Consider the following 26,203-nt stretch of genomic DNA (forward strand, 5'->3'; position numbering starts at 1 on the left):
TTTTCGGAATCAAAATATTTACGATTTCGGTAAGTTGCCAAATAAATTTAGTTTTAAAGTTGGATATCTATATACATTATTTAATTTTGCTTAAGAATGTTGAAATTCTATCTATTCCAGTTTCTATTATATCCATAGATGTCGCATATGATAATCTTATATAATCATCTAAACCAAAACCAGAACCTGGTATTACTGCAACTTTCTCTTCTTCTAGTAATACCTTTGCAAAATCTACAGAGTTGTTAATAGTTTGATCCTTAAATGTAGTATTCAAGTACGAAGATATATTAACCATTATATAAAATGCACCATTAGGCTTTATAATTGATATTTCATTTAACTTTTCTAATTTATATATCATGAAATTTCTTCTATTCTCAAATTCTTTAATCATATTGTTTAAATCTTCTACTGGACCATTTAATGCCTCTATTGCAGCATATTGAGCTATTGTATTCACATTAGATGTCATGTGACTTTGAATGCTTGTCATAAGCTTAGTTATGCTTTCACTTGCAGCTGCATATCCTAGCCTCCACCCTGTCATTGCATATGTCTTAGAAACGCCGTTTATTACTATGGTTCTTTCATAGGCATCCTCATTTAATGCTGCTATACTTATATGCTTTTCTCCATCATATATTAGTTTTTCATAAATTTCATCTGATATAATTATTAAATCATGTTCTTTTGCAAAATTAGCAATTTCTAACAATTCATCTTCGTGATAAATTGTTCCTGTAGGATTATTAGGGCTATTTAATAAAAGCGCTTTAGTTTTACTAGTTAAAGCTTTTTCTAGATCAGCAACTGTATATTTATAATTATTTTCTTTTAATGTTTCAACAAACACTGGAACTCCATCAGCTAACTTAACTAATTCAGGATAACTAACCCAATATGGTACAGGAATTAATACTTCATCTCCTGGATTCAAAGTTGCCATAAATACATTTGCAAGACATTGTTTTGCACCTGTAGAAATTATTATTTGACTTGGCTTATATTCTAAGTTATTATCATTTTTAAACTTACTGCATATAGTAGTTTTTAATTCTAACAAACCTCCTGCTGGAGTATACTTAGTTTTCCCGTCATTCATAGCTTTTATAGCTGCTTGAATTATGTTTTCTGGTGTATTAAAGTCTGGTTCCCCTGCTCCAAAACTTACTACATCAATCCCTTGACTTTTTAGTTCATTAGCTTTAGCTGTGATTGCTAATGTAATTGATGGTGTGATATTCCCCGCTTTTTTAGATAATTGCATTGCTTTTTCCCTCCAATTTTGACCTTAAAATGAATTATAAAAAATGTTCTAATTCATTTATATATACTTTTGTCGCATAATAAAAATATATCATTAATATATTGAATTGTAAACAATATGGAATATTTAAGGGACATGAAGGAAAATAACAAGTCAAAATGCAATGATTATTTTTCATTAGACAATGAAGCAGATTGGTCTCATAGTGGGCCTATTAGGACAATCTACTGAAGCAGTATAATGGAAAATGGGCACTTATGAAAAGAGCAGCTATGCTGCAATAAGGAACTTTTCTTAGCAGATTCACTTGTTATTTTTTTGAATGTCCCTAAGACATATTAAACAAAAGACCTTAGTAATAAATTACTAAAGTCTTTAACTTCTTATTCTTCGCCTACTAACTCATTTTGATAATAAGCTGATACTCTATCAAATTCTTCTTCATCCGGAACAACAAGTTCATCTTCATCAAGTCTGAAAAGATAAACTGAATCTTCTTCTGGATTTTGAGCTAAATAATATGCTTTTCCTTCATATTCAAATTCGTCGATTATAGGGCATGTAACTACATTTCCATTTTCATCTTCTAAATCTATAACGAAGTTTTCTTCATCATTGCATCCACATCCACATTCATGATCTTCATCATGGTGATGTCCACCGCATCCACAACTTCCTTCTTCACTATTGCATCCACATTTTTCTAAATCTTTTTCCATGTTTCAACCTCCTTTTGGTTCTTAATTAATTTTACCCTTAAATCATAAAAATTAAAACCCTTAAATAAAAAAATTGTAAAGTAATTTTAATAAATATTCTAATTACATATGTTCTAGAACATTTTATTCATCAAAATTCAATTCAAATTACAATTTATTAGAAAATAAACAGTTCTTACAAGAAAATATAATTTTATTATTTCAACCATTATATTAAGTTTCTTCTAAAAATCAGATCTCAGATCACTTTGGATTTGGATCTTTTAAGGATCTGCTTTTTCGAATGCATGTAAAAAAGAAGCCACTTCCTATAGAATAATTTCTACAAAGAAGTGACTCCTCTTTTCGCGCAAATTTAGTTATTTCAATATTTTAATTACTATTGTTGATTAGCTAATTTCTTGTATCCTTCTAATCTTTCCATAGCATCTTTCTTAGTCTTTTCAAATAAAGCATCAGCTTGTTCTGGGAATGCCTTAGCTAATGAAGAGTATCTAACTTCTCCCATTAAGAATTCCTTGAAGTCTGCAGTTGGTTCTTTTGAATCTAATGAGAATGGATTCTTTCCAGCATCTTTTAATTCTGGGTTGAATCTGTACATTTGCCAGTAACCACATGCAGTAGCTCTCTTAGCTTCTTCTTGGCTGTTACCCATACCAATTCTTAATCCATGATTTATACATGGTGCATAAGCTATTATTAATGATGGTCCTTTATAAGCTTCAGCTTCTGCAATAGCTTTCATAACTTGGTTCTTATCAGCACCCATGTTAATTTGAGCTACATATACATAACCATAACTCATAGCCATCATTCCAAGATCTTTCTTCTTAGTCTTCTTACCACTTGCAGCAAACTTAGCGATTGCAGCAGTTGGAGTAGCTTTAGATGATTGACCACCAGTGTTTGAGTAAACTTCTGTATCTACTACTAATATATTCACATCTTCTCCTGAAGCTAATACATGGTCAACTCCACCGTATCCGATATCGTAAGCCCATCCGTCTCCTCCGAAGATCCATTGTGATCTCTTAACGAAGTAGTCTTTTTCAGCTAATATTTCTTTAGCTAATTCAGTGTTAGATGCTTCTAAAGCAGCTGTTAATTTATCAGCTCTTTCTCTAGTTCCTTCACCTTCATTTACGTTATCTAACCATTCTTGTAATTCAGCTTTTGCTGGATCATTTGCAGCTATAGCAGCTTCAGCTTTTTCTGCAATTCTTTCTCTTATAGCCTTAACTCCTAAGAACATACCTAATCCATATTCAGCATTATCTTCGAATAATGAGTTAGCCCAAGCTGGACCATGTCCATTTTTATTCTTAGTGTATGGAGTTGAAGGAGCTGATCCTCCCCATATTGATGTACATCCAGTTGCATTAGCAACCATCATTCTATCACCAACTAATTGAGTTATAGCTTTAACATATGGAGTTTCTCCACAACCTGCACAAGCTCCTGAGAACTCAAGCAATGGTTGCTCAAATTGGCTACCTTTAACTGTCTTCTTGTTCATTGGGTTCTTCTTAACTGATATATCATGAGTTAAGTAATCCCAAGCTTCTATTTGATCATGTTGAGATTCTTGTGGTTTCATAACTAATGCTTTTCCTGGTGCTGGACATACTTGAGCACAGTTTCCACAACCTGAACAGTCAAGTGGTGTTACACCCATTGTATAGAATAATGGTTCTTCTGTCTTTAATCCTTTAGCAGCTACAGCCTTATTTGCACTTGGCGCAGCATTCTTTTCTGCTTCAGTTAATAAGAATGGTCTTATAGAAGCATGTGGACATACCATTGAACATTGGTTACATTGAATACATTTATCTTTATCCCATTCAGGAACATTTACTGCAATTCCTCTCTTTTCGAAAGCAGCAGTACCATTTTCAAAAGTACCATCTTCCATACCTGCAAATGCTGAAACTGGAAGTTGATCTCCTTCTTGTCTGTTCATTGGAATAACTATATCTTTAACAAACTTAGTAGCATGTTTAATTTCTACTGGAGCTTCATCTGCAACTGTCTTCCAAGCTTCTGGAATGTCTATTGCAACAATTGATTCAACACCTTTATCGATAGCAGCGTTGTTCATGTTAACAACTTTTTCACCCTTCTTACCGTAAGAAGTTACAACTGAATCTTTTAAGTGCTTAATAGCATCTTCAACTGGAATAATGTTAGCTAACTTGAAGAAAGCTGATTGCATTATCATGTTGATTCTTCCACCAAGACCGATTTCTTGAGCAATACCTACAGCATTGATAGTGTAGAACTTAATGTTGTTGTTTGCTAAGAATCTCTTATATGAAGCTGGTAATTTTTCTTCTAAATCTTCTGGAGACCAGATAGTATTTAATAAGAAAGTAGAACCTGGTTTTAAACCTTCAAGTACATTGTATTTGTGGATGTATGATTGGTTAGAACATGAAACAAAGTCTGCTTTGTTTATTAAGTATGGTGACTTAATTGCTTTCTTACCAAATCTTAAGTGAGATACTGTAATTCCACCTGATTTCTTTGAATCATAGAAGAAGTACGCTTGAGCATACATGTCTGTATTATCTCCAATGATCTTGATTGCACTCTTGTTTGCTCCAACAGTACCATCTGATCCTAATCCCCAGAACTTACAAGATGTAGTTCCTTCTGGAGTAGCATCTATATCTTCAGTTACTTCTAATGAAGTATTTGTAACGTCATCAACGATTCCGATTGTGAATCCGTTCTTAGGAGCATCTTGTGCTAAGTTAGCATAAACTGCAGCAATATGTCCTGGATTTGGATCTTTTGAACCTAAACCAAATCTTCCACCAACAATAAGTGGTGCATCAGCTTGTCCATAGAATGCATTTCTTACATCTAAGTACAATGGTTCTCCAGTTGATCCTGGTTCCTTAGTTCTATCTAAAACAGCAATTTTCTTAACTGTCTTTGGAATAGCAGCTAATAATCTTTCATTTGAGAATGGTCTGAATAATCTTACTTTAATAACACCAACTTTTTGTCCATTAGCATTTAAGTAATCTATAGTTTCTTCACAAACGTCTGTAGCAGAACCCATAGCTATAATTACTCTATCAGCATCTGGTGCTCCATAGTAATCGAAACAGTGATATTCTCTACCAGTTAACTTAGTGATTTCAGCCATGTAATTTTCAACTGTTTCTGGTAATTCATTATAGAATTTATTAACAGATTCTCTTTCTTGGAAATAGATATCTGCATTTTGAGCAGTTCCTCTAGTTACAGGATGATTTGGGTTTAATGCTCTTTCTCTGAAAGCTTTAACTGAATCCCAATCAAGTAAGCTTGCTAATTCATCATATTCTAAAACTTCAATTTTTTGTACTTCATGAGAAGTTCTGAATCCATCAAAGAAGTTTAAGAATGGAATTCTTGTTTTAATAGCAGTTAAATGTGCTACTGCTGCTAAATCCATAACTTCTTGAACTGATCCTTCTGCAAGCATTGCAAAACCAGTTTGTCTTGCTGCCATAACATCTTGGTGATCTCCAAATATGTTTAAAGCAGAAGTAGCTAATGCTCTAGCTGATACGTGGAATACTCCTGGTAACATTTCACCAGAAATTTTGTACATGTTTGGTATCATTAATAATAAACCTTGTGAAGCTGTATAAGTTGTTGTTAAAGCTCCAGCTTGTAAAGATCCGTGAACTGCACCAGCTGCTCCAGCTTCTGATTGCATTTCCATAACTTTTACAGGTTGTCCAAATATGTTCTTTCTTCCTTGTGCTACCCATTCATCTACATGTTCTGCCATTGGTGATGATGGTGTAATTGGGAATATTGCAGAAACTTCTGTAAATGCATAAGATATATGAGCTGCTGCAGTATTACCGTCCATAGTTTTCATTTTTCTCATCGCGTTGACCCCTCTTTCTAATTTTAAACATAAATTAGTAATTTAAATTTATTAATAAGTTAGTCTTAAAGACCACCTAATAAACATATTAATATTTAGCTTAAGAGATTTTTAACAATAGACGCACGAAACAATATGACAAACCTTATATTAATTAACTAGTTTTTTTCCTAATTGTTTAATAATGTTTGCCTGCGTTTTAGTTGGTGAATCTTTAATTGTTAAATCTCCAATTACATTAAAACCATAAGATGACATTTCATCTTTCCATAATTTCATAAAAGTATCTTCAATCCACCCGTAAGTTGCAAATAAAATACAATTTTTATTTATGTTTACATCTTTATAGTTTTGTAATTGATCTAAAAATGGTTTCATTTCTTCCTGCTCGATTTTAGTGGCATCTACTGCTGGACTTCCAAAAGCAATAGAATCAGCTTCTAAAACATCTTCCAATGTGGCATCTGCAACGTGCTTCACACTTACTTCCGCTCCTTGCTCCCTAGCACCATCTGCCATAGTGTTCGCAAGTGCTTCTATATTTCCTCCACAACTCCAATAAATGATTGAAACTTTTTTCATTGTAATGCACCTCATCTTCTTGTTAAATAATTAACTTATGTTTTCACTAAAATGAACTTACTCTTTTATTATATCTCACATATTTTTTTTTGCAAGATTTGATTGTATAATTTGTGCTTTATTTAAATAATAATTACAAATTTAATAATTTATTTTTTTACCTTAACACTTCTTAATAATACGTTTATTATTGCTTCAACACCGCTTTTGGCTTGACTCTTTTCCATATTATTAATTAATTCATCTTTTCTTTTTTTTAGCTCAAGAACTTTTTCATATAATACATTATTTTTAATTTCTTCTTCTTGCAGCATTAATGAATACCCTTCTTTTTCAAACGACTTAGCATTTAATATTTGATCCCCTCTACTTGCCTTTTTTGAAAGTGGTATTAATAGTGTTGGTTTTTTTAATGCTAAAAATTCAAATATAGAATTAGCACCTGCTCTTGAAATTATATAGTCACAAGCCTTCATAAGGTCAGGCAATTCTTCGGTTACATATTCAAATTGCTTATACCCTTTTTTATTTAAAAAATTATTATCTACATTACCTTTTCCGCAAATATGAATTATATTAAAATCTTTTAAAAGCTTATCTAGATTTTTTCTTATTTCTTCATTTATGAGCTTAGAACCCAGACTCCCCCCCATAATAAAGAGAATCTCCTTATTGTCAGAAAATTCACATATCTTTTTCCCTCTAGTCTTATCTCCGTTAAGTATTTCTTCTCTGATTGGGCTTCCTGTAAGGACTCCTTTATCATCCTTTATAAACTTTAGACTTTCTCTAAATGTGACACATAGTTTATCACAAAATGGTGCCGAAAGTTTATTTGCAAGCCCTGGAGTCATATCTGATTCATGCGCAACCACTGGTATTTTTTTAATAGATGCTGCTATTACAACTGGAACAGCTACAAAACCACCCTTTGAAAAAATCACATCTGGTTTTTCTTTTGATAATATTTTTAGTGCTTGAGCAATTCCCTTTAAAATTTTGAATGGATCAGTAAAATTTTTCACATCAAAATATCTTCGTAATTTCCCGCACGAAATTCCGAAAAAAGGTATATTGTTTTTAGTTATTATTTCTTTTTCAATGCCGTCAAAACTTCCGATATATTTTATCTCAAAGTCCTTTTGCTTTAGTTTAGGAACTAAAGCCAGATTAGGAGTAACGTGACCAGCAGTTCCTCCTCCTGTCATTATTATTTTATACTTAGCCAAAAACTATCATCCTTTCTTATAATAACTCAAAATATATGATCTTAAATTCATAACATCTTTTTATGCTTAACCGAAAACTCTATTCTTTTACCTATAATTTTGTATTACTATTTGTATAGTAGTATTACCATTATATTCATTAACATTTGGATAAAATACTAAATCAAGGTTCACATGATTATATTCTCCATTATAGAGTTTTTGCAATTCTTCATTTCCATATTTACTGCTAACTTCTTCTTCAAACTTTTCAATATCGCCAAAATAAATGGCATCCAGAGCTTTATTCATCCTGGTCTTGAGTTTTAATTTTAGCACATTCCTATTCTTCCCAAGTATTGTTGCCTTTAATAAATTAATATTTTTCTCAGCAAACAATGGTTTAGAGTTTGATTTACCAAAAGGCTCTAATCTTTCTAAATCATTTATCACATCATAGCTTATAGCATCAAGCGGCAAAACCGAGTCTATAGTAACTTTTCTCAATAAATCCTCGTCTTTTAAAATTGTATTTTCATTTAATCTTCGCCTAAATTCATCTATATTTTCTTCTTTTAATGAAAAACCTGCAGCCATAGGGTGCCCACCAAACTTTTCAAGCAGATCCTTGCACTTAATAAGTTCTTCAAACATATTGTATTCTTCTATTGATCTTCCTGAACCCTTCACACCATGTTCTGCTTTTGTTATAACCAAAGTTGGAACATTATATTTTTCTTTTATTCTTCCAGCTATTATACCTGCTAAACTTTCATGTATATCAGGAATATAGATAACAAATACTTTATCATTTATCATTCCACTTTTCTCTATAATTTCAACAGCAGTTTCGACGCCCTTCATGGTCATATCTTTTCTATCTTCATTTAATTTAACTAATTCTTTTGCGAGCCTTACTGCCTCCTCTTCATCATCTGAGAGCAATAATTCCAATCCTCTTTTGGCCGAATCTAGCCTTCCTGAAGCATTTATGCATGGTCCTATAATAAATCCAAGATGATATACCGATAAAGTTTTTTCTGTTAATTCGCATTCTCTTATTAATTCTTGTAGTCCTAAGTTAGTTGTACTGTTAATAAGTTCTAATCCCTTTTTAACAAATATCCTATTCTCATCAACTAAATCTACAACATCGCAAACTGTCGCTATTGCCAAAAATTCTATGAATTTGTAGCATTCTTTTTTATCTATATTAAAAGTCTCATAAAGAATTTCTACAAGCTTAAATGCTACACCCGCTCCACACAATTGTTTAAATTTATAATTGCATTCACTTTGCTTTGGATTTACTACAGCATCAGCACTTAAACTTATAAATTCTCTGACGTTATTTTCTTTCTCAACAAATTGTATATCATGATGATCTGTAACTATTACTGTAATTCCTAATTCTTTTGCGTATTTTATTTGGTCTATAGCCGATATACCATTATCGCAAGTTAGTATGGTATCAACCCCATCTTCTTTCGCCTGCTTTATAATATTCATATTAATTCCATATCCATCTTTTATTCTATCTGGAATTTCATAATCTACATTTGCATTGCACCTTTTTAAAGCTGAGTATAAAATATAAATACTTATTACACCATCAACATCGTAATCTCCAACAATTCGTATCTTATTCTGAGCTTTTATTTTCTCACTCAGTATATCAACTGATTTTTCTAAATCTTTCATCTCTCTGGCCTCATGAAATTTATCAAAATCCGGATTAATATAACTTCTTATCATTTCATCGCTTATAATATTCCTGTTTACTATAAGCCTACTAACCAATTCTGAAAGTGCATATTTTTTAGATATGTATTTATAATCAGCTTTTATATTTTTTATAAACCATCTTTCTGCCATTTCTTCTCCCCTCACAGCATGCCGCAACAATACCCCTAAGACCTTTGATCCTAGAGGTTATATACTTTAGATTTCTATATTTTTCATTTCTCTTATACTGAAATAAAGTAAAAAATTTCCTAGTAAATTTGATAGCTTTTACCCTATAAACATCTTATATAACATACCAGATGAAATACTTTCTACTTTATTCTCATATCCAAGAATATCTAATAACTTATATGCAAATGCCATTGCTGTTGCTGGACCTCTGCTGGTTACTATATTCTTATCAACTACTACAGCATCTTCTAAATATTCACAATTTGGTAATTCATCTTCATATCCAGGATAAGAAGTTATATTTCTTCCTTCTGTGATTCCCGCTCTTCCAAGAACTATTGGTCCTGCACAAATCGCTCCAATTAATTTTCCATCTTTGTTTTGCTTTTTAACAAATTTTATTACTCTCTCATCATCTCTTAAGTTAGTAGCTCCTGGAATACCTCCTGGTATTACCACTAAATCATATTCCATATTTTCATCAAAAATCTTATCTGCCTGAACTACCACACCATGACTTGACTTAACTTGCTTTTCTGCAATTGATACTAAATCACAAGTTACATCTGCCCTTCTTATTATATCAGATACAGTTAAAGCCTCTATTTCCTCAAAACCTTCGGCTAACAAAACGCATACTTTCTTCATATCAATTCCTCCTTAAATCTAAACAATGAGGATATCCTAAACTATTTTTTAGAACACCCTCATTCTGCTTCTCTTCAATTTATACCTACATTATACCCCATTTATTGTTTAACTACCACAACTTAATTGTCAGAATTATAACTTTCCAATCTATAATTTTCTTTACTTTCTTCCAACCACCTGCCATAAACGATTCACACATAATGATATATTTTGTGTGAGACATTCACTTTGCTAAAAAGTAAGAATCAGAAATTTTTATTTTATATACAACATAACTTGTTATGTTTAGTAAGTTTCCCATTGTTCTTCGTATTCTTCTTAGCAGTGCGCACTTTTTATAGGTTATAAGTTCTTGGTTGTGCTTCGCACCTTTTTATAGGTGCTAGGTTCTTAATTGTGCTTCGCACTTCTTTTATATGTGTACATCTTTTATTTCATCATCAAGTGAAACCATCATTATACTCGTTCCTCTTCCAGCTCTATTTTGAAGTTTAATATCACTTATATCCATTACTGATCTTTCCTTGCCTTTAGAAACAAGTGTAATTTTTGTATCATCCGAAGATAAAATTACGGTATTATCATCACTTTTCTTGTAATTACTATGATACTTTCCAAAAATGACTTGATCTTCATCCCTTAGACTTATTCCAGTTACTCCCGAAGCTATTTTACCCATAATATTTACATTTTCAACCGGGAATCTTATTGCCATTCCTTTTTTAGTTATCATAATCAAGTGACCAATTTTTATTTGATTCATTTCTACAGATACAACTTCATCATCTTCAAACTTAAACTTATAGCATGCTTGCCTTAAAAAGTCGCCTTCAAATTCTTTTAATAATGTTTTCTTAACCATTCCTTTTTTCGTAAACGTGTATACTCCTAAGTCTTCGTCATAAGAATCAATAGAGATTAAACTTATTATCTTTTCCCCTTTTTCCATTTTACCTATAAATGCTTCTACATTTATTTCTTTATTTAAAACATTTCTCATTAAAAATACTGGTATTTTATAAACATATCCTCTATTGCTAAAGATAAGTAGTTCCTTTAAAGAATTTGTTTTAACTTTTAATGAATCTTCTTTTATCCTCTCATAGGATTTAAACTTATTCTTATCCGTAACTCCAACACTTAATTCAAAATATTCAATTTCACTAGTATCTTCTACCTGGCTAATTTCATCTTCTTCTGAGAAATTAAATAGCTGAGTAGGTAAAATATTTCTAGCCGTTTCCTCTAGATTTTTTATTTCAAGAGTAAATTCTAATCCTAGTTTACTCTTAACTTTTAAGAACTTCTCTTCTTCTTCCAATTCTCTCATGGATACGTCAATCAACTCATCGCCATCTCTAAGTTTTAACGCTTGAAGTTTACCATATGCAGTTTGGAATTTATCTAAAGAACTTAACTTAATTCCTCCATGTTTCGTTATAAATCTAAATGCTTTGCTAGGATTGAAATTATCTATGGATATAGCTGCAATTATCTTCTCATTATCAAGATTTAATGATTTAATAATATCATCTAATCTATCCCCTTTTTCTTTCCATTTCATTTCAGGAATATTAATACCCTTCGTTTGGTACATGAAACCTTTATCCGTAAATACAAGAAGTGTATCCTTAGTATTAGAATTTATTAAATATTTTAAAGAATCTCCTTCTCTATATTCAATATCTTCTGGATTAGAGCTAGATCTAGTGTAATTTTTTAATGGTATTCTTTTTACGAATCCATCTTTAGATATTGTTATCATAACTTCTTCTACAATAATTAATTCTTCAACATCAATTTTACTTTCATTATCATCATGTATAATTTCAGTTCTTCTATCATTTCCGTACTTATCGCTTATTTCTTTTAATTCACTTTTAACAACTTTCAAAAGCTCTTTTTCACTAGATAAAATCTTCTCAAGTTTTTTTATAAGTTTCTCAAGTTGAGCATATTCTTTTTCAAATATTTCTATTTCAAGACCTGTTAACCTATATAACATAAGTTCTAATATAGCTTGTGCTTGAGCCTCAGAAAATCCAAATTTGCTTATCAAGTTTTCCGATGCATCCTTTTTAGACTTTGAACTTCTAATGGTTGCTATAACTTCATCCAAAACACTTATAGCTTTAATAAATCCTTCAACAATATGATGCCTCTTTTTTGCCACATCAAGTTCTTTTTGGGTTCTTCTAGTTATTATTTCTTTCTGGTGCTCTACATAATATCTTATTATAGCCTTTAAACTCATAGTTTCTGGCTTTCCATTTGCAAGGGCTACCATGTTAAAACTTATGTTACATTGTAAATCAGTTTTTTTGAACAAATACTTTAGCACTTTATCTGCAACATCTTCATCTGCATTTTTCTTTAATTCAATTACAGCTCTTATTCCACTTCTATCAGACTCATCTCTAATATCTGTTATAGATTCCAATGCTTTTGCATGTCTCTTATCTCCAGTCATTTCAGATATTGTTTGGAGAATCCTAGACTTATTTCTTCTATATGGGAATTCAGTTATAATTATTCCGATTCTTCCATTTTCTAATTTTTCAATTGAAGTCTTTGCTCTATAAGCTACTTTTCCTTCACCAGTTTCATATGCTGATAAAATGGATTTTTCCCCTATCAAGATTCCTCCAGTAGGTAGATCTGGTCCTTTTATATATTTCATGAGTTCAGAAGTAGTTATTTCATTATTATCAATATACGCTAGAACTCCTTCTGTTACCTCTCCCAAATTATGTGGAGGTATATTGGTTGCAAGCCCTACAGCTATACCAAACGCCCCATTTACTAGTAAATTAGGATATCTACTTGGTAATACTTTAGGTTCCATTTCACTATCAGAATAGTTTGGAACCATTTCTACCGTATCCTTTTCAATATCTCTTAGCATTTCCATTGCAATAGGAGATAATCTAGCCTCTGTATACCTCATAGCTGCAGCCCCATCACCATCGATAGATCCCCAGTTCCCGTGACCTTCAATTAACGGCGCCCTAGTTGAGAAATCTTGAGCTAGTATTACCATAGATTCGTATACAGATGAATCACCATGAGGGTGATACTTACCTAAGATATCTCCAACTATTCTTGCAGATTTATAATAAGGTCTATCTGGAAAAGCCTTAAGCATATATGAACCATATAAAATTCTTCTATGCACAGGCTTAAGACCATCCCTAACATCAGGAAGCGCTCTATCTTTAGCAACTTCTATAGCATATGGTAAATAATTTTCTGGCATTGCTTCTTCTAGAGGAATACCAATTATATTATTATCTTTAGGTATAATATTTTCATTCTTTTTTGCCATACTCTTCTCCTTTTTTGATGCATAATGCACAGTTCACAATTAATGGTGAAATTCCTATGGAATTTCTTTTAATTCATAACTCTCTATTTCTAAATAAGAAAGTTTTTCCTGTAGTTAGTAACTTTTTAAAGTATATAAATTTTTCAAGTTCCATGGGAACTTGTTCAAATTGTTAATTGTGAATTGATTTAAAATTCTCCGTATTTATACATATAGTTCTTTCTAGGTTCAACAATATCTCCCATAAGTAACGAAACCATCTTTTCTGCTTTTGCCGCATCTTCTATAGTTACTTGAAGCAGAGTTCTACTTTCTGGATTTAGTGTTGTATCCCATAATTGATCGGGATTCATTTCTCCTAGTCCTTTATATCTTTGAATCAGTGCACCTTTTCCAACTTGTTTCTTTGTATTTTCAAGTTCGTCATCACTATACGCATACTTAACTATAGTTTTTCCTTTAGTTTCCCTATACACTTTATACAATGGGGGCTGCGCTAAATATAAATGTCCATTAGCAATAAGCGGTCTCATATATCTATAAATATAAGTCATCCATAATGTCCTAATATGATATCCATCCACATCAGCATCACTCATTATTATTATCTTGTCATATTTTAAATCTTCTTCTCTATAATTATCCAAAGTACCTGTTCCAACAGCAGTGTTAAATATTTTTAATTCTTCAGAAGCCAATACATTTTCAAGTTTTTGTTTTTCAGTATTCATTATCTTACCCTTTGAAGGCATGATAGTTTGAAATCTTCTATCTCTGGCTTGCTTTGCAGATCCTCCTGCCGAATCTCCTTCCACAACTATAAATTCATTCACAGTTTTATCTTTCAATGTACACACAGCAACTTTTCCTGCAAGCGGTGCTGTACCTTTTCCTATTTTCTTTTTTTCTGCTTCATTTATTTTCTTAATCTTGTCTCTTCTTTTAGCTGCTTCTAATGCGTTATTAATTATACTTGTTGCTAAAGTTTTATTATCTTCTATCCATTCAGAAAATTTAGTATACACTAAATCATTCATCATAGTATATGCTTCATTATTTCCAAGTTTAGTCTTAGTTTGACCTTCAAAGATAGGATTCGTGATTTTAATTCTTACAATAGCAGTCATACCTTCTCTTAAATCATCGCCTTCAAATTCCTTATCTTTTTCCTTAACCAATCCTAACTTTTTAGACCATTCTTTAAAAGATCTTGTCATTCCAGTCTTAAATCCAGTTTCATGAGTCCCTGCTTCTGTTGTTGGAATGTTATTTACATAACTTGCAATATATTCAGTAGTTGAATCTGTAAATTGAATACATACTTCACCATATAATTGAAGTTCCCCAACAGTTCTTTCACCGTCAAAAATTATGGGCTCTTCATGAATTGGTGTTTTACTTTCATTTAGATAATTTATGAAATCTAAAAGACCATTTTCTGAGTAATATTCTTTAGTGATTTCTTGTCCTTTTCTTTTATCTATTAATTCTAATCTTATCCCTTTATTTTGGAATGCCAATTCCTGTAATCGGCTATCTATTATATCAAATTTAAAATCAGTAGTTGAGAAGATTTCTTTATCCGGCTTAAATGTGATCTTTGTTCCAACTTTATCTGTTTTTCCAATCACCTTCAAGCTGCCAACAGATGTTCCTGGCATTTCTCTTTTTAATTCTTTATCAAAAGCATATTCAAATCTTTGTCTGTATATATTCCCGTTTTGGTAAACTTCAACCTCTAACCATTCTGATAAAGCATTTACTACTGCTGCTCCAACTCCATGAAGTCCTCCAGATGTTTTATAATTTTTATTATCAAACTTTCCTCCTGTATGAAGTTCAGTAAATACCATTTCAACTCCAGATTTCTTTTTGATTGGATGAATTCCTGTAGGGATACCTCTTCCGTTATCCAATACGGTTACACTTTTATCTTCATTTAACGTTATGGTTACTTTGTTACCATATCCGTTAGCTATTTCATCTATGGAGTTATCTATTATTTCCCATATACAGTGATGTAACCCCTTACTACCTGTAGATCCTATATACATACCCGGTCTTATTCTTACAGGTTCTAGCTTTTCAAGTGATGTTAAATCTGTTACATCATAAGCATTAGTATTTTTTAATTCCATAAAACTCCTCCATCTGAACACCAGTTCTTATTTTTTCGTAATTATTTCGCTCTATAAAATATACTGCCTTTCTGCTTTAATGTCAAAAAAAACTTAAGCAGACATCTCTAATCTATAATTTTATGATGGTCGCTTACTCTGTGAGCCCTAAATAAGCAAACGTGAGTCGAGCCTCCTTATAAAAAACGCTCTGACATTTCTTATTTTTTTAATCTTCTAAGATCTCTGTTCCTTGCATTGCATGAAACAAACAATATTTCATTATTATATCTCATTAATATTTATATTAAAATATATATTTCTAACAATACTTACTACTTATATATATTTATTTGACATTTTCATAAAACATATACCTTATCCTAATAAAAATAGGATGTCAAAAAGGTCTTTTAACCATTTTACGACATCCTGATTTCTAATTTATACTTTTGTTTAGAGTATTACACATCACATATTTCTATCTTTCTAACATGCTTAGTATGACTCCACTCTTTATTATTCTTATTTAATATACCTTGAATTGTAATTGGTATCCATGTTAATGTATATAACGCATATAACCAGAATCTAAAGAATAAAATTAATTCTTTCTTTCCTAGTAATATTCCTGTTAATATCAAGAATGCTAAGTTATAAGCTAAGCCACTCACCCAAGCAATAATCCAATTATCCATATTAGCTGTTAAATAAGGAACTACGAAAACATTACTAGAATATAATACCATCATAACTAAGAATGGTTTTGTAATTTTTTTATCAATTGTTAATATTAACGGAGTAATCAAAAATTGAATAGCCGCAAATGTCTTAAATCCAACATCACTAAACAAATAATTTATAATAAATATATTTACGCCTGTAGTATTTGCCTGTATTAAAGTTAAAACTGCTGAAATACCAAGTAATAACGTTACAAAAGGCTGCAATACATATAGTGCGCAGTCAAATATATAAAACTTTCTTTCCATTATTGACTTCTTAACAAGCTTAAAGAAATATCTTGAAGCAACATCTGTAAAACCTTGCATCCATCTTTTTCTTTGAGTCCATGATTGTTTAAGCTTTAGTGGTTTTTCATCATATATAATCGCATCATGAGCCCAACCAACTTTTTCTCCATTTAGTACAAGCTTACATGAGAATTCTAAATCCTCTGTCAAACAAGTGGCACCCCAGCCTAACTTCTTCAATGTCTTAGTTTCAATAGCAAATCCTGTTCCACCAATTTGATTAGAAAATCCTATATTAGCTCTAGCTAACTGGAACATTCTATTTTGAGTCCAAAAAGCTATTGAATAAGCAGCAGCAATCCATGAATCATCTGGATTCTTACTGTCTATATATCCTTGAACAACTTTGTAACCTTCCTGCATCTTTGAATTAATCTCTTTTAAGAAATCTTTATGTACAAGATTATCTGCATCGAAGATAGCAATAGCATCATATTGTTTTTCCATTGCAAATAACTTTGCAAACATCCACTCTAACGCATAACCTTTTCCTCTTTTATCTTTTGCAAATCTTTCACAAACATTTACCCCGTAACCTTTAGATATCTTAGCTGTATCATCTGTACAATTATCTGCAATAACGAAAACATCATACATTTCCTTAGGATAATCTAGTTTTAGCATACTCTCTATGAGACTACCAATAACAACTTCTTCATTATGTGCTGCTATTAACAATGCAAATTTATTTTTAGGTTCATAGTTCTTATTTTCTTTCTTTCTGAAAAGCCCTATAAGTCCTAAAGCTAAATAGTAACATGTTATTGCAAAAACAAAAATTTGAAAAAATGCTGTTATGGTAAAAATGTATTTTCCCATTACATTCACTCCTAATATTTAATGAGATATATTCCCATTTATTATTTTATATCTATCATCATACTATACCTATTTAATAATATTTCAATAAAAATAAAAAATCAACCCTATTTTCTTAAGATAAAATTAATATTGCCTTAATAAAATCCTTTACATTTGATTTTTTCTAGCTCAATTCATGATATTTCCCAAGCAATAAAAATATATAAATTTATCTAATTTTTCAACTGTTTATTTAATATTTTGTAAGAGACATATCCAATCAATGCTCCTCCAATAAGTCCACCTATGTGTGCATAATTATCAATATTTTTCACACTTAATCCTATAAATAAATTTATAAGTATTATCTGTAGTAAGCTAGATATATATTTTTTCTGCAATCTATGTCTTTCCATAATTGCAAAAGCTAACAAAGCTCCCAAAAGACCAAATATGCCGCCTGATGCTCCTACTGATATAGTATATGGACTTGCTAGATAACTTAATATTGATGCTGTTATACAAGAAGTGATGTAAATAACTAGATACTTTTTAGCCCCATAAATCTGCTGAATTTGTGGACCTACTATATATAAAGAATACATATTAAATGCTATATGTATAATGCTAGAATGTAAAAAGGCACAAGTTAATAACCGCCATACTTCTCCATTATTTATAAGTGCATTATATTTAGCTCCAAAGGTCACTAGTACTGAATTATTTATTGCATTTATAATTTCCTCTGACAACAACTGAGATGAACCTAATGAATGTTTAATATTATAAATATCAATTTGCATTATTATAAATATTATTACATTTATCAATATTAAAATCATAGTTGGAATTTTATACCTAAAAAATTCTCTCTTATTATCAATATTTTTCACTTTACTTTTATTTATATATAGTTCAAGTATTTCTTTTAAGGGAAGACATGATTCATCATACTTAATAACTGTATAGTTTTCTTTATCCACAATAAGTTTATTTACCATAACTGTTTTATTTACATTTGTATATTCGCCTTTAGATAAAACTATCATATTTAGAGAAAAGTCTTTTCCTAAGGTTTTTATATATTCAAAAGCTTCTAAAAAGTCTATATTTTCATTTTCATCCTCGCTTATCAAAACGCAGTATATTCCATTTGATAACTCTTTAATTGCAAGAAATATTTCTCTTTTATGAAAATCACTATAATATTGTTTCATATAGAAATTCTCTGCATTTACTAAAATTTTATAAAATTCTTCTTTAAAGTTATTCATAATACCTTACCTATTCTTATATAAAAATTCATAACTTATTATTTTATAATGCAAATTCACAATTATAGACAATTTTATTTTATGTCACAATTGTGAATTTCACATTCTATATATATCGCAAAAATAATTCTTCATCATGATTCTAAAACTATTGCAAGAATTTTAGCCGTAATTGTGAAATGTGCATTGTGAATTGCAACATATATATTAGGCATAATCAAAAAAATAACAAGTCTATCTGCCAAGAAAAGTTCCTTGTTGCAGCATAGCTACTCTTTTCATAAGTGCCCATTTTCCATTATACTTCATCAGCAGATTGCAGTAATAGACTCGCTATGAGTCCAATCTGCTTCTTCTCCTAATGAAAAATAATCATGGCATTTGGGACTCGTTATTTTCTTTCATATGCCTTATTGAAATACATCTTGGGTTTCTGAATTACCTTGTAAACCCTAGTTATCTATCATATCTAAAAGCTCATTAAATCTCTTTATTGTAGCTTCTATTGGTGCATCTGTTGTCATATCTACTCCTGCATTTCTTAAAATATTTATCGGATAATCACTTCCACCAGATTTTAAGAAACCTTTATACTTTTCTACTGCATTTTCTTTACCATCTAAGATAGCCTTAGAAAAAGCTGATGCCGCTGCGTAACCTGTAGCGTATTGATAAACATAGAAATCTGAATAAAAATGAGGAATTCTTGACCATTCGACATCTACTTCTTTATCTATAACAATTTCATTTCCAAAGTACTTAACATTTAGATCATGCCAAGCCTTATTGTAATCTTCTGCTGTTAATGGTATTCCTTTTTCTAGAGTCTCATGTGTATATAACTCAAATTCTGCAAACATCAGTTGTCTAAATACAGTTGTTCTTATTTGTTCTAATTCTTGATTTATTAAATATAATTTTTTCTTTTCATCCTTTTCATTTTCAATTAGATAGTGAATAAGTAATGATTCATTTGTTGTGGATGCAACTTCTGCGCAGAATAATGTGTAATTTGCATAGTAATATGTCTGCTCTTTTCTTGAATAATATGAATGAATTGAATGCCCCATTTCATGTGCTAAAGTCGAAACATCTCCTAGCTCATTATTATAATTTAACAAAACATAAGGCATAGTATCATATCCACCCCAAGAATATGCTCCTCCTCTTTTTCCTTTGTTTTCATATATATCTATCCAACCATTATTAACTCCACTTTTAAAGATATCTAAATACTCTGTTCCTAAAGGACTTAACGCTTTCAATACTATATTTACTCCATCATTAAACTCAATTTTTTCTTTCGGAATTTCAATGACTGGAACATATAAATCATACATATGAATTTCATCTAATCCTAATAGTTTTTTCTTAATTTTTACATATCTATGAAGTGAATCTAAATTATTATTTATTACTTTAATTGCATTTTTGTAAACTTCTAAAGGAATATTATTAGGTTTCAATGATGCTTCCAATGCATTATTATATTTTCTAACTCTGCTGCTAAAATTGAAAGTTTTTATTGATGCACTTAGGGACGTTGCTAGAGTATTTTTCAACTTATCATATTCCCCAAATAATCTTTCAAATGCTGCTTTTCTTACCTCTCTATTTTTACCTCTTATGAATGAAGAATAGTTTCCTTCTGTTAATTCAACTTCATTACCATCTTCATCTTCTATTTTTCCAAATGTCATATCTGCATTAGTTAATATATTGTGTATTGCTGAAGGGGCATCCAAACAATCTGATGCCGCTGCTAACAATTCTTCCATCTCTTTAGATAATATGTGTGGCTTTTCTTTTAATATATCTTCGATTAAGAATTCAAATTGTTTTAATCCATCTAATCTGTTTATTTCACTTTTAATAAAGCTATCATCTAAACTTAAAATTTCCGGTACAAAGAATGCTGTGTAACTTGCAAGCTCTGCCATATATATATCAACTTTACTCATTAAACTTTGATAAGTGGTATTTGAAGTATCTTCATCACACTTTAAATGAGCATAAATAAATAAGTTTTCTGCCTTCCTAGATACTTTTTCATTGAATTTTAAATAATCTAGTATTGCTTCTCCATTCACAAGTTTTCCTGAAAAATCTTTTAATTTAACCGCTTCATTTTTTACATCTTCAAAGTCCTTTTCCCAATCCTCTATGCTTTTATAAATCTTATCAACCTTCCATTTAAACTTATCTTCTATTTCTTCTCTTTTCTTTAAATCACTCATATAAATACACCTTTCTTTACAAAAATTTTAGTAAAATTCTAAACCTTATTTATCTCAAGAATATTACCATATATATTCTTAAGAATATGCTTTCGAAATGCACACAAATGACTATAAAATATCTTTTATCTATTCAGTATATTCAGATTCTTTTCCTTTAATAGCTTCAAATACTGCATTCATCTCATTATCTATTATAGATACCACTTCTTGTATCTTCCCTTTCATTACATCATAGTCATCCACATAATTAAATTTTATTATATATGTAGGATTGTATTCTTCTAAATCCTCTTCAATTTCATATCCTTTTTCAGTAAATGCTTTATTATTAAATAAATCATATATTGCTGAGTATTCCCATTCTTCTACATTTTTATTTGTATCGAAATACATATATACAATATCATCCAACACATAAAGTTTTTTTACAAACAATGCTCCTTCATTTACTTCAAAACTTCCTAGCTCTTTCTTTATAAATCCTGTTTCTTTATCTTTTTCTATTAATACTAAACTTGAAAAATCCATAGTTCCACCATCCTGTTATTTTTATAATAATTATTTTTATATTAGTAAATCAAAACATATATAAGTTTTATGAAATCTCCTACATTACTATTTTTAGCCATAGTTCAATAAAGTATAGACTTAATTTAAAACATATATAGTTAATTTCTCATATAAAATTATATCAAAAAAGACATTTTATAACCATAAAAATAAAACCTGGTAAACTTTTTTCCAAATATAAGACTATATTCAGAATCCACTCAGATAATAATATTTTTTCCTTAACTTTGTCATACGCTTTTGTTTTTATTATATGGAATTATATGGTAATATTTTCTTATGTTCACTCATATACTGTGAATTTAATCTTATTTATTAATTTCTTCAAACTATACTTTAGGTACATCAAAAATAAAGGAGGTATACAGTATGCTGAATAGCGCACAGATTCAAGAAGAGTACTTTGTTTATAAAAAAAGAAGAAGACGAAGACTCCAGAAAAATATTACTCTAAAAAATAAAAGAAGACTCATGTTATCTTTAACTATTTCTTTCGGAATAATAATTATAGCTTCATTCTTTATGACTCGTGATATTTATATATCAAACAATTCCAAGGACCTCGGATTTTCTGTAGAACATAACTTTACTTCTGGCTTCTCATCAGAAAACAAACTCCTTAGAGTTCAAAAAATGTCACTGCTATATAATGATGGTGAAACTGCTGTTGTTGAAGCATCTGGACTTTCTAAGGCTGCTCCCCATAAAACCATTTCAGTTAAAGGAAGCTTTAAAAAGGATGATAAGAAAAGCTGGTGCTTAGAAAAAATATTTGACGAATAAATAAATTCATACTTATGCAATAAAATAGCCGAAATAAGGGTTAATCTTTTATTTCGGTATGCTAGAGAATAGGGCTGTGGATTTCTAACATTAGAAGTTGCACCCATTTCTGCATGCTCCTGTGGCAAGCACATGACAAGCAAAAAGTGGAACAATTTCCAATGAAGAAATCCTACAGCCTTATTCTCAATGCAACACTGCACAAAAGATTAACCCTTTTTCTAGTATCTAGAATTTCATATCATAAATCTGATTCTTTTTTTGTATATAGATATCCAAATTTAAAACTACATTTATGTGATAACTTACCGAAATCATAAATATTTTGATTCCGAAAAGCTATGAAAATATCGCTGAAGGTTCTAAGCAGCAGGTTGTAGCCACCTTAGCACGCTCCAACTTTCAGTTTGACAAGCTAAAATGGAACAACCTACAGCTAAGAACCTTTAACAGCTCATTTTCAAATGTTTTCTTCACAAATATATTTATGATTTCTAGTGAAGATATGAACTTAAAGTTTTAGCAAATTTGTAAATACATTCATCTACTAAGTTGAATTCTTAAATTGGATATCTATATAGATAACACAATCAGAAATGAGTAATATACTTTTGTGGAATGTTTCATTGGTAATTTTGATGGATGTGATTCTTTGGCTATAAGTTGTTCCAAACGTGCTAGTTCAAAGCTTGTTCTTTGAGGCTAGCACTTTGGGTGCAACTTTATAGCCTTAGAATCCCCCATCAGAATTACCTAGAAACCGGAACAAAAGTATATTATTCATTTCGGCAAGCATACTGGTTTATTATTTTTTTGATTGTGCCTAAATGCGAGTTCACATTTAGATATCATAGATTTTATCTAGTTTCTAAGAACGCAGCCAACTTATTAACAGTTGACATATCTTCTCTTTCTAAATCTGTAGGTTGTAATTTGATTCCTAGCTTTTCTTCTATTTGAATTAAAACTTCAATTATTGCTAGAGAATCTAGTAATCCAGCTTCAAAAAGATCTAAATCAAAATCTTCTGCTATTTCATCATTTCCTGTAACTTCAGTAAATATTTCTAAAACTTTGTCTTTCATAATAGTATACTCCTTCTTATAGTACTAATTTTTTTAATTTCTTAGCTTGATTATTTCTATTTAAATAAATATCCTGAAAATATCAGCATACCAAAACATACTATGTGAAATGTTATTAAAACCTGAGCATAATTAAACCATTTCTCTTTTTTATGTTTCTTATAAAAACTTGATTTCCTCTGATAAATATCAGTTAGAACTAATGCAATTCCTTGATATAATCCATAAATTATATAGTATGCAGTTAGTCCATGCCATAATCCCATTATAAACATAGTGATAATTTGAGCCACGTGGGAAGCGATAAACCTATTCTTAAACCTCTTTTTTCTCATAGAATTTAACACAAATCTTGAGAAAATATAATCTCCAAACCATCGTGATAAAGATATATGCCATCGTGTCCAAAATTCTTTCATATCCTTACTTAAGAAAGGTTTATTAAAGTTATCTGGTGTTTTAATTCCAAAGATATAACTTGATCCAACCGCAAATAAGCTGTATCCCGCAAAATCAAAGAATAAATACATCGTGTAAGCATACATATAATTTACACTATTTAATAGTGTAATACCTGAAGGTATTTTTAACAACCAATATGTATCAATTAAATATGCTAGTATAAATTTATAAGCAATTGCAATAAATATCTTTTTCAGACCTGGAATTAAATATTCTTCTAAATATATATTCTTTTCTACTTTTCTATTTAAATCATCCTCAAATCTTTTCCATCTGTCTATAGGTCCAGAACTTAGGGTCGGAAAAAATGTTATAAAATGAATAAATGTCATAAAATTTATTTGAGTTATTCTACCATCATAAATTTCTATTACTACCTGTATTGCCTTAAAGTTTAGATATGATAAACCAATAAACCCAATGTATGAAGCATAATGTGTAACCCCTGCTACTTTAGTTAATATAAGCGGAATTATTGATGCAAATAAGAATAACCAATATAAATATTTGTTATCTGTTTTTTTTCTAACAAACAAATATAAGTATATAACAAAAATTTCGCCAACTAAAAACATTGAAAATAAAGCTAATCCTAAACTTTTTCCCATAATCAAATATATCATTAAAGCCGAAGCGATTATTCCATAATATTTTGATTTAATCCCATTTAGCCCTAAAACTATGGCAGGAATAAATGTTAGTAGCAAGATATATAAGTAAAAGTAATCTCCGTATTGTGTCAACTTCATTATACTTCCTCCAATAGTTTTTTCCTATCAATCTTTCCATTTACATTAGTCGGAAATTGCTTAACAATTTTTATATTTCTAGGTACCATGTATGAAGGAATCAAATTGGCCAACTCTTTCTTTATCATTATTCCATTTTTTAATCCACTTAAGCCATTATCTTCTTTTAACTCAATAAACGCAGTTAAATATGCAATTTTTCCATCTTTCTCTATTGGAACAACAGCTGCATTTTTTATATTACTAACTTTAACTAAGTTATTTTCTATATCTTCTATTTCTATTCTAAAACCATTAAGCTTTATTTGGAAATCCTTTCTTCCACAATAATATAAATTTCCATTTACATAATAACCTAAATCACCTGTTCTATATGCTCTACATTTAGATCCATTATAATCATCATAGAAAAATGCTTTTGCAGTAACTTGTTCATTATTAAAGTATCCTTTGCTTACACTAGGACCTACAATTACTATTTCTCCTTTTTCTCCATCACCTAACACGTTGCCTTCATCATCAACAATCTTTACAACTGATGTTTTCATTGGATATCCAATAGGCAAGCTTCCTTCTTCTAACAATAATTCTTTGCTCATATCATTAGCCGAAACTGCTACAGTTGCCTCTGTTGGACCATATCCATTTACCACTCTTGTTCCTGGGAATCTATTTATAAGTTCCTCGCATAATGGCTTTGGTAATACCTCTCCTACAAATATCATCGCTTTTAAATTCTGAAGCATTGTAGAATCAAAATCTTTTTCTGCAACACACATTCCTGCAAATGAAGGAGTTGATACCCATATATTAATATCAGATTTTCTTATGTCATCAAACATATTCTTTAAGTTTGAAAGTGTTTCTTTTGAAAAACCATGTAATGTTTTCCCATAACATAATCCTGGGTAAATTGATGTTACAGATAAATCAAAAGAGTATGCAGCCTGATTCATGAATACTTCTTCTTTTTCATCTAAATTTAAATATTCTGCAATCCACTCAACAAAATTATCTAAATTGTTACTGCTTATTTGAACACCTTTTGGCTTTCCAGTACTTCCAGAAGTGAATAATATGTATGCATTTTCATCTTCTTTTACCCAATTTTCTTTTTCTACTTTAACATCTTTATATTCTTTTACTATTTCTTCAATATCTTTATCTTTTAAGATCCTTATACTTTCGAAATTGCTTTCTTTACTAAAATCAATAAGAACCTTTGGATGAACCTCACTGATAATTGCCTCCACTCTCTCTTTTGGATAGCTAATATCTATTGGTATATAAGCTCTTCCTGACTTTAAAGAAGCCATCATAACTGCCATCATTAAATTTTCCTTATTACCATATATAATAATAGGCGTTCTATCATCTTTAAATTCCCTTAATAAAAAAGCTGCTATGCATTCTGATATTGTATCTAATTCTGCATATGTCATAATATTTCCATCACATTTTAATGCGATTCTATTACTATTTGAGTATTTTTTTATGCCTTCTAAAATCTTCATTATTTATATCTCC

At 30.3% G+C, this 26,203-nt stretch carries 17 protein-coding genes; 1 reads left to right on the forward strand and 16 read right to left on the reverse strand.

Annotation, left to right across the window (positions count from 1 at the left end; translation table 11 throughout):
* Window positions 1–76 precede the first annotated feature (76 nt).
* The 13 genes from F3K33_RS22075 to F3K33_RS22135 all read right to left on the reverse strand — a co-directional run bounded on the left by F3K33_RS22075 (window position 77) and on the right by F3K33_RS22135 (window position 21,555).
* Window positions 77–1,270, reverse strand: coding sequence for a pyridoxal phosphate-dependent aminotransferase (locus F3K33_RS22075; RefSeq protein ID WP_023973526.1), 1,194 nt, complete (start codon window positions 1,268–1,270; stop codon window positions 77–79).
* Between the two features lie 383 nt (window positions 1,271–1,653).
* Window positions 1,654–1,989, reverse strand: a complete 336-nt coding sequence (locus F3K33_RS22080) for a DUF1292 domain-containing protein (RefSeq protein ID WP_012060474.1) — start codon at window positions 1,987–1,989, stop codon at window positions 1,654–1,656.
* Between the two features lie 379 nt (window positions 1,990–2,368).
* Complete coding sequence (gene nifJ / locus F3K33_RS22085) at window positions 2,369–5,878, reverse strand: pyruvate:ferredoxin (flavodoxin) oxidoreductase (protein WP_023973527.1); 3,510 nt, start codon at window positions 5,876–5,878, stop codon at window positions 2,369–2,371.
* A 150-nt stretch (window positions 5,879–6,028) separates the two neighbouring features.
* Entirely contained in the window at window positions 6,029–6,460 is a 432-nt protein-coding gene (locus tag F3K33_RS22090; protein WP_012060476.1) for a flavodoxin domain-containing protein, read from the reverse strand.
* 149 nt (window positions 6,461–6,609) lie between these two features.
* Window positions 6,610–7,668: an undecaprenyldiphospho-muramoylpentapeptide beta-N-acetylglucosaminyltransferase gene (locus tag F3K33_RS22095; protein WP_373866468.1), complete on the reverse strand. Its 1,059-nt coding sequence runs from the start codon at window positions 7,666–7,668 to the stop codon at window positions 6,610–6,612.
* Between the two features lie 108 nt (window positions 7,669–7,776).
* Entirely contained in the window at window positions 7,777–9,543 is a 1,767-nt protein-coding gene (gene recJ / locus F3K33_RS22100) for a single-stranded-DNA-specific exonuclease RecJ (protein ID WP_039770177.1), read from the reverse strand.
* Between the two features lie 138 nt (window positions 9,544–9,681).
* Window positions 9,682–10,233, reverse strand: a complete 552-nt coding sequence (locus tag F3K33_RS22105; protein ID WP_039770174.1) for a DJ-1 family glyoxalase III — start codon at window positions 10,231–10,233, stop codon at window positions 9,682–9,684.
* 415 nt (window positions 10,234–10,648) lie between these two features.
* Entirely contained in the window at window positions 10,649–13,561 is a 2,913-nt protein-coding gene (locus tag F3K33_RS22110) for a DNA topoisomerase IV subunit A (protein WP_039770172.1), read from the reverse strand.
* A gap of 188 nt (window positions 13,562–13,749) precedes the next feature.
* A complete protein-coding gene (locus tag F3K33_RS22115; RefSeq protein ID WP_012060481.1) occupies window positions 13,750–15,699 on the reverse strand; it encodes a DNA gyrase/topoisomerase IV subunit B in 1,950 nt (649 codons plus the stop codon).
* A gap of 443 nt (window positions 15,700–16,142) precedes the next feature.
* On the reverse strand, window positions 16,143–17,531 hold the full coding sequence (locus F3K33_RS22120) for a glycosyltransferase family 2 protein (RefSeq protein ID WP_012060482.1): 1,389 nt from the start codon (window positions 17,529–17,531) through the stop codon (window positions 16,143–16,145).
* Window positions 17,532–17,746: 215 nt separating this feature from the next.
* Entirely contained in the window at window positions 17,747–18,787 is a 1,041-nt protein-coding gene (locus F3K33_RS22125; protein ID WP_039770171.1) for a rhomboid family intramembrane serine protease, read from the reverse strand.
* Window positions 18,788–19,239: 452 nt separating this feature from the next.
* Window positions 19,240–21,024, reverse strand: a complete 1,785-nt coding sequence (pepF, locus tag F3K33_RS22130) for an oligoendopeptidase F (RefSeq protein WP_039770169.1) — start codon at window positions 21,022–21,024, stop codon at window positions 19,240–19,242.
* A gap of 129 nt (window positions 21,025–21,153) precedes the next feature.
* On the reverse strand, window positions 21,154–21,555 hold the full coding sequence (locus tag F3K33_RS22135; protein WP_023973534.1) for a DUF6762 family protein: 402 nt from the start codon (window positions 21,553–21,555) through the stop codon (window positions 21,154–21,156).
* A 411-nt stretch (window positions 21,556–21,966) separates the two neighbouring features.
* Here F3K33_RS22135 and F3K33_RS22140 point away from each other — a divergent pair, with 411 nt between their 5' ends.
* Window positions 21,967–22,380 carry a hypothetical protein gene (locus tag F3K33_RS22140; protein WP_017212528.1) on the forward strand — a complete coding sequence of 138 codons (414 nt, stop codon included), beginning with the start codon at window positions 21,967–21,969 and terminating at the stop codon, window positions 22,378–22,380.
* A gap of 857 nt (window positions 22,381–23,237) precedes the next feature.
* Here F3K33_RS22140 and dltC read toward each other — a convergent pair.
* Genes dltC through dltA form a run of 3 tightly spaced genes read right to left on the reverse strand, consistent with a single transcriptional unit; the run spans window position 23,238 to window position 26,190 of the window.
* Entirely contained in the window at window positions 23,238–23,465 is a 228-nt protein-coding gene (dltC, locus tag F3K33_RS22145; RefSeq protein WP_017212529.1) for a D-alanine--poly(phosphoribitol) ligase subunit DltC, read from the reverse strand.
* A 56-nt stretch (window positions 23,466–23,521) separates the two neighbouring features.
* Window positions 23,522–24,676, reverse strand: coding sequence for a D-alanyl-lipoteichoic acid biosynthesis protein DltB (dltB, locus tag F3K33_RS22150; protein ID WP_039770166.1), 1,155 nt, complete (start codon window positions 24,674–24,676; stop codon window positions 23,522–23,524).
* Entirely contained in the window at window positions 24,676–26,190 is a 1,515-nt protein-coding gene (dltA, locus tag F3K33_RS22155) for a D-alanine--poly(phosphoribitol) ligase subunit DltA (RefSeq protein WP_039770165.1), read from the reverse strand. The genes dltB and dltA overlap by 1 nt, the downstream gene beginning before the upstream one ends.
* Window positions 26,191–26,203 lie beyond the last annotated feature (13 nt).

The organism is Clostridium beijerinckii, assembly GCF_008705175.1.
Classification (GTDB): Bacteria; Bacillota; Clostridia; order Clostridiales; family Clostridiaceae; genus Clostridium; species Clostridium beijerinckii.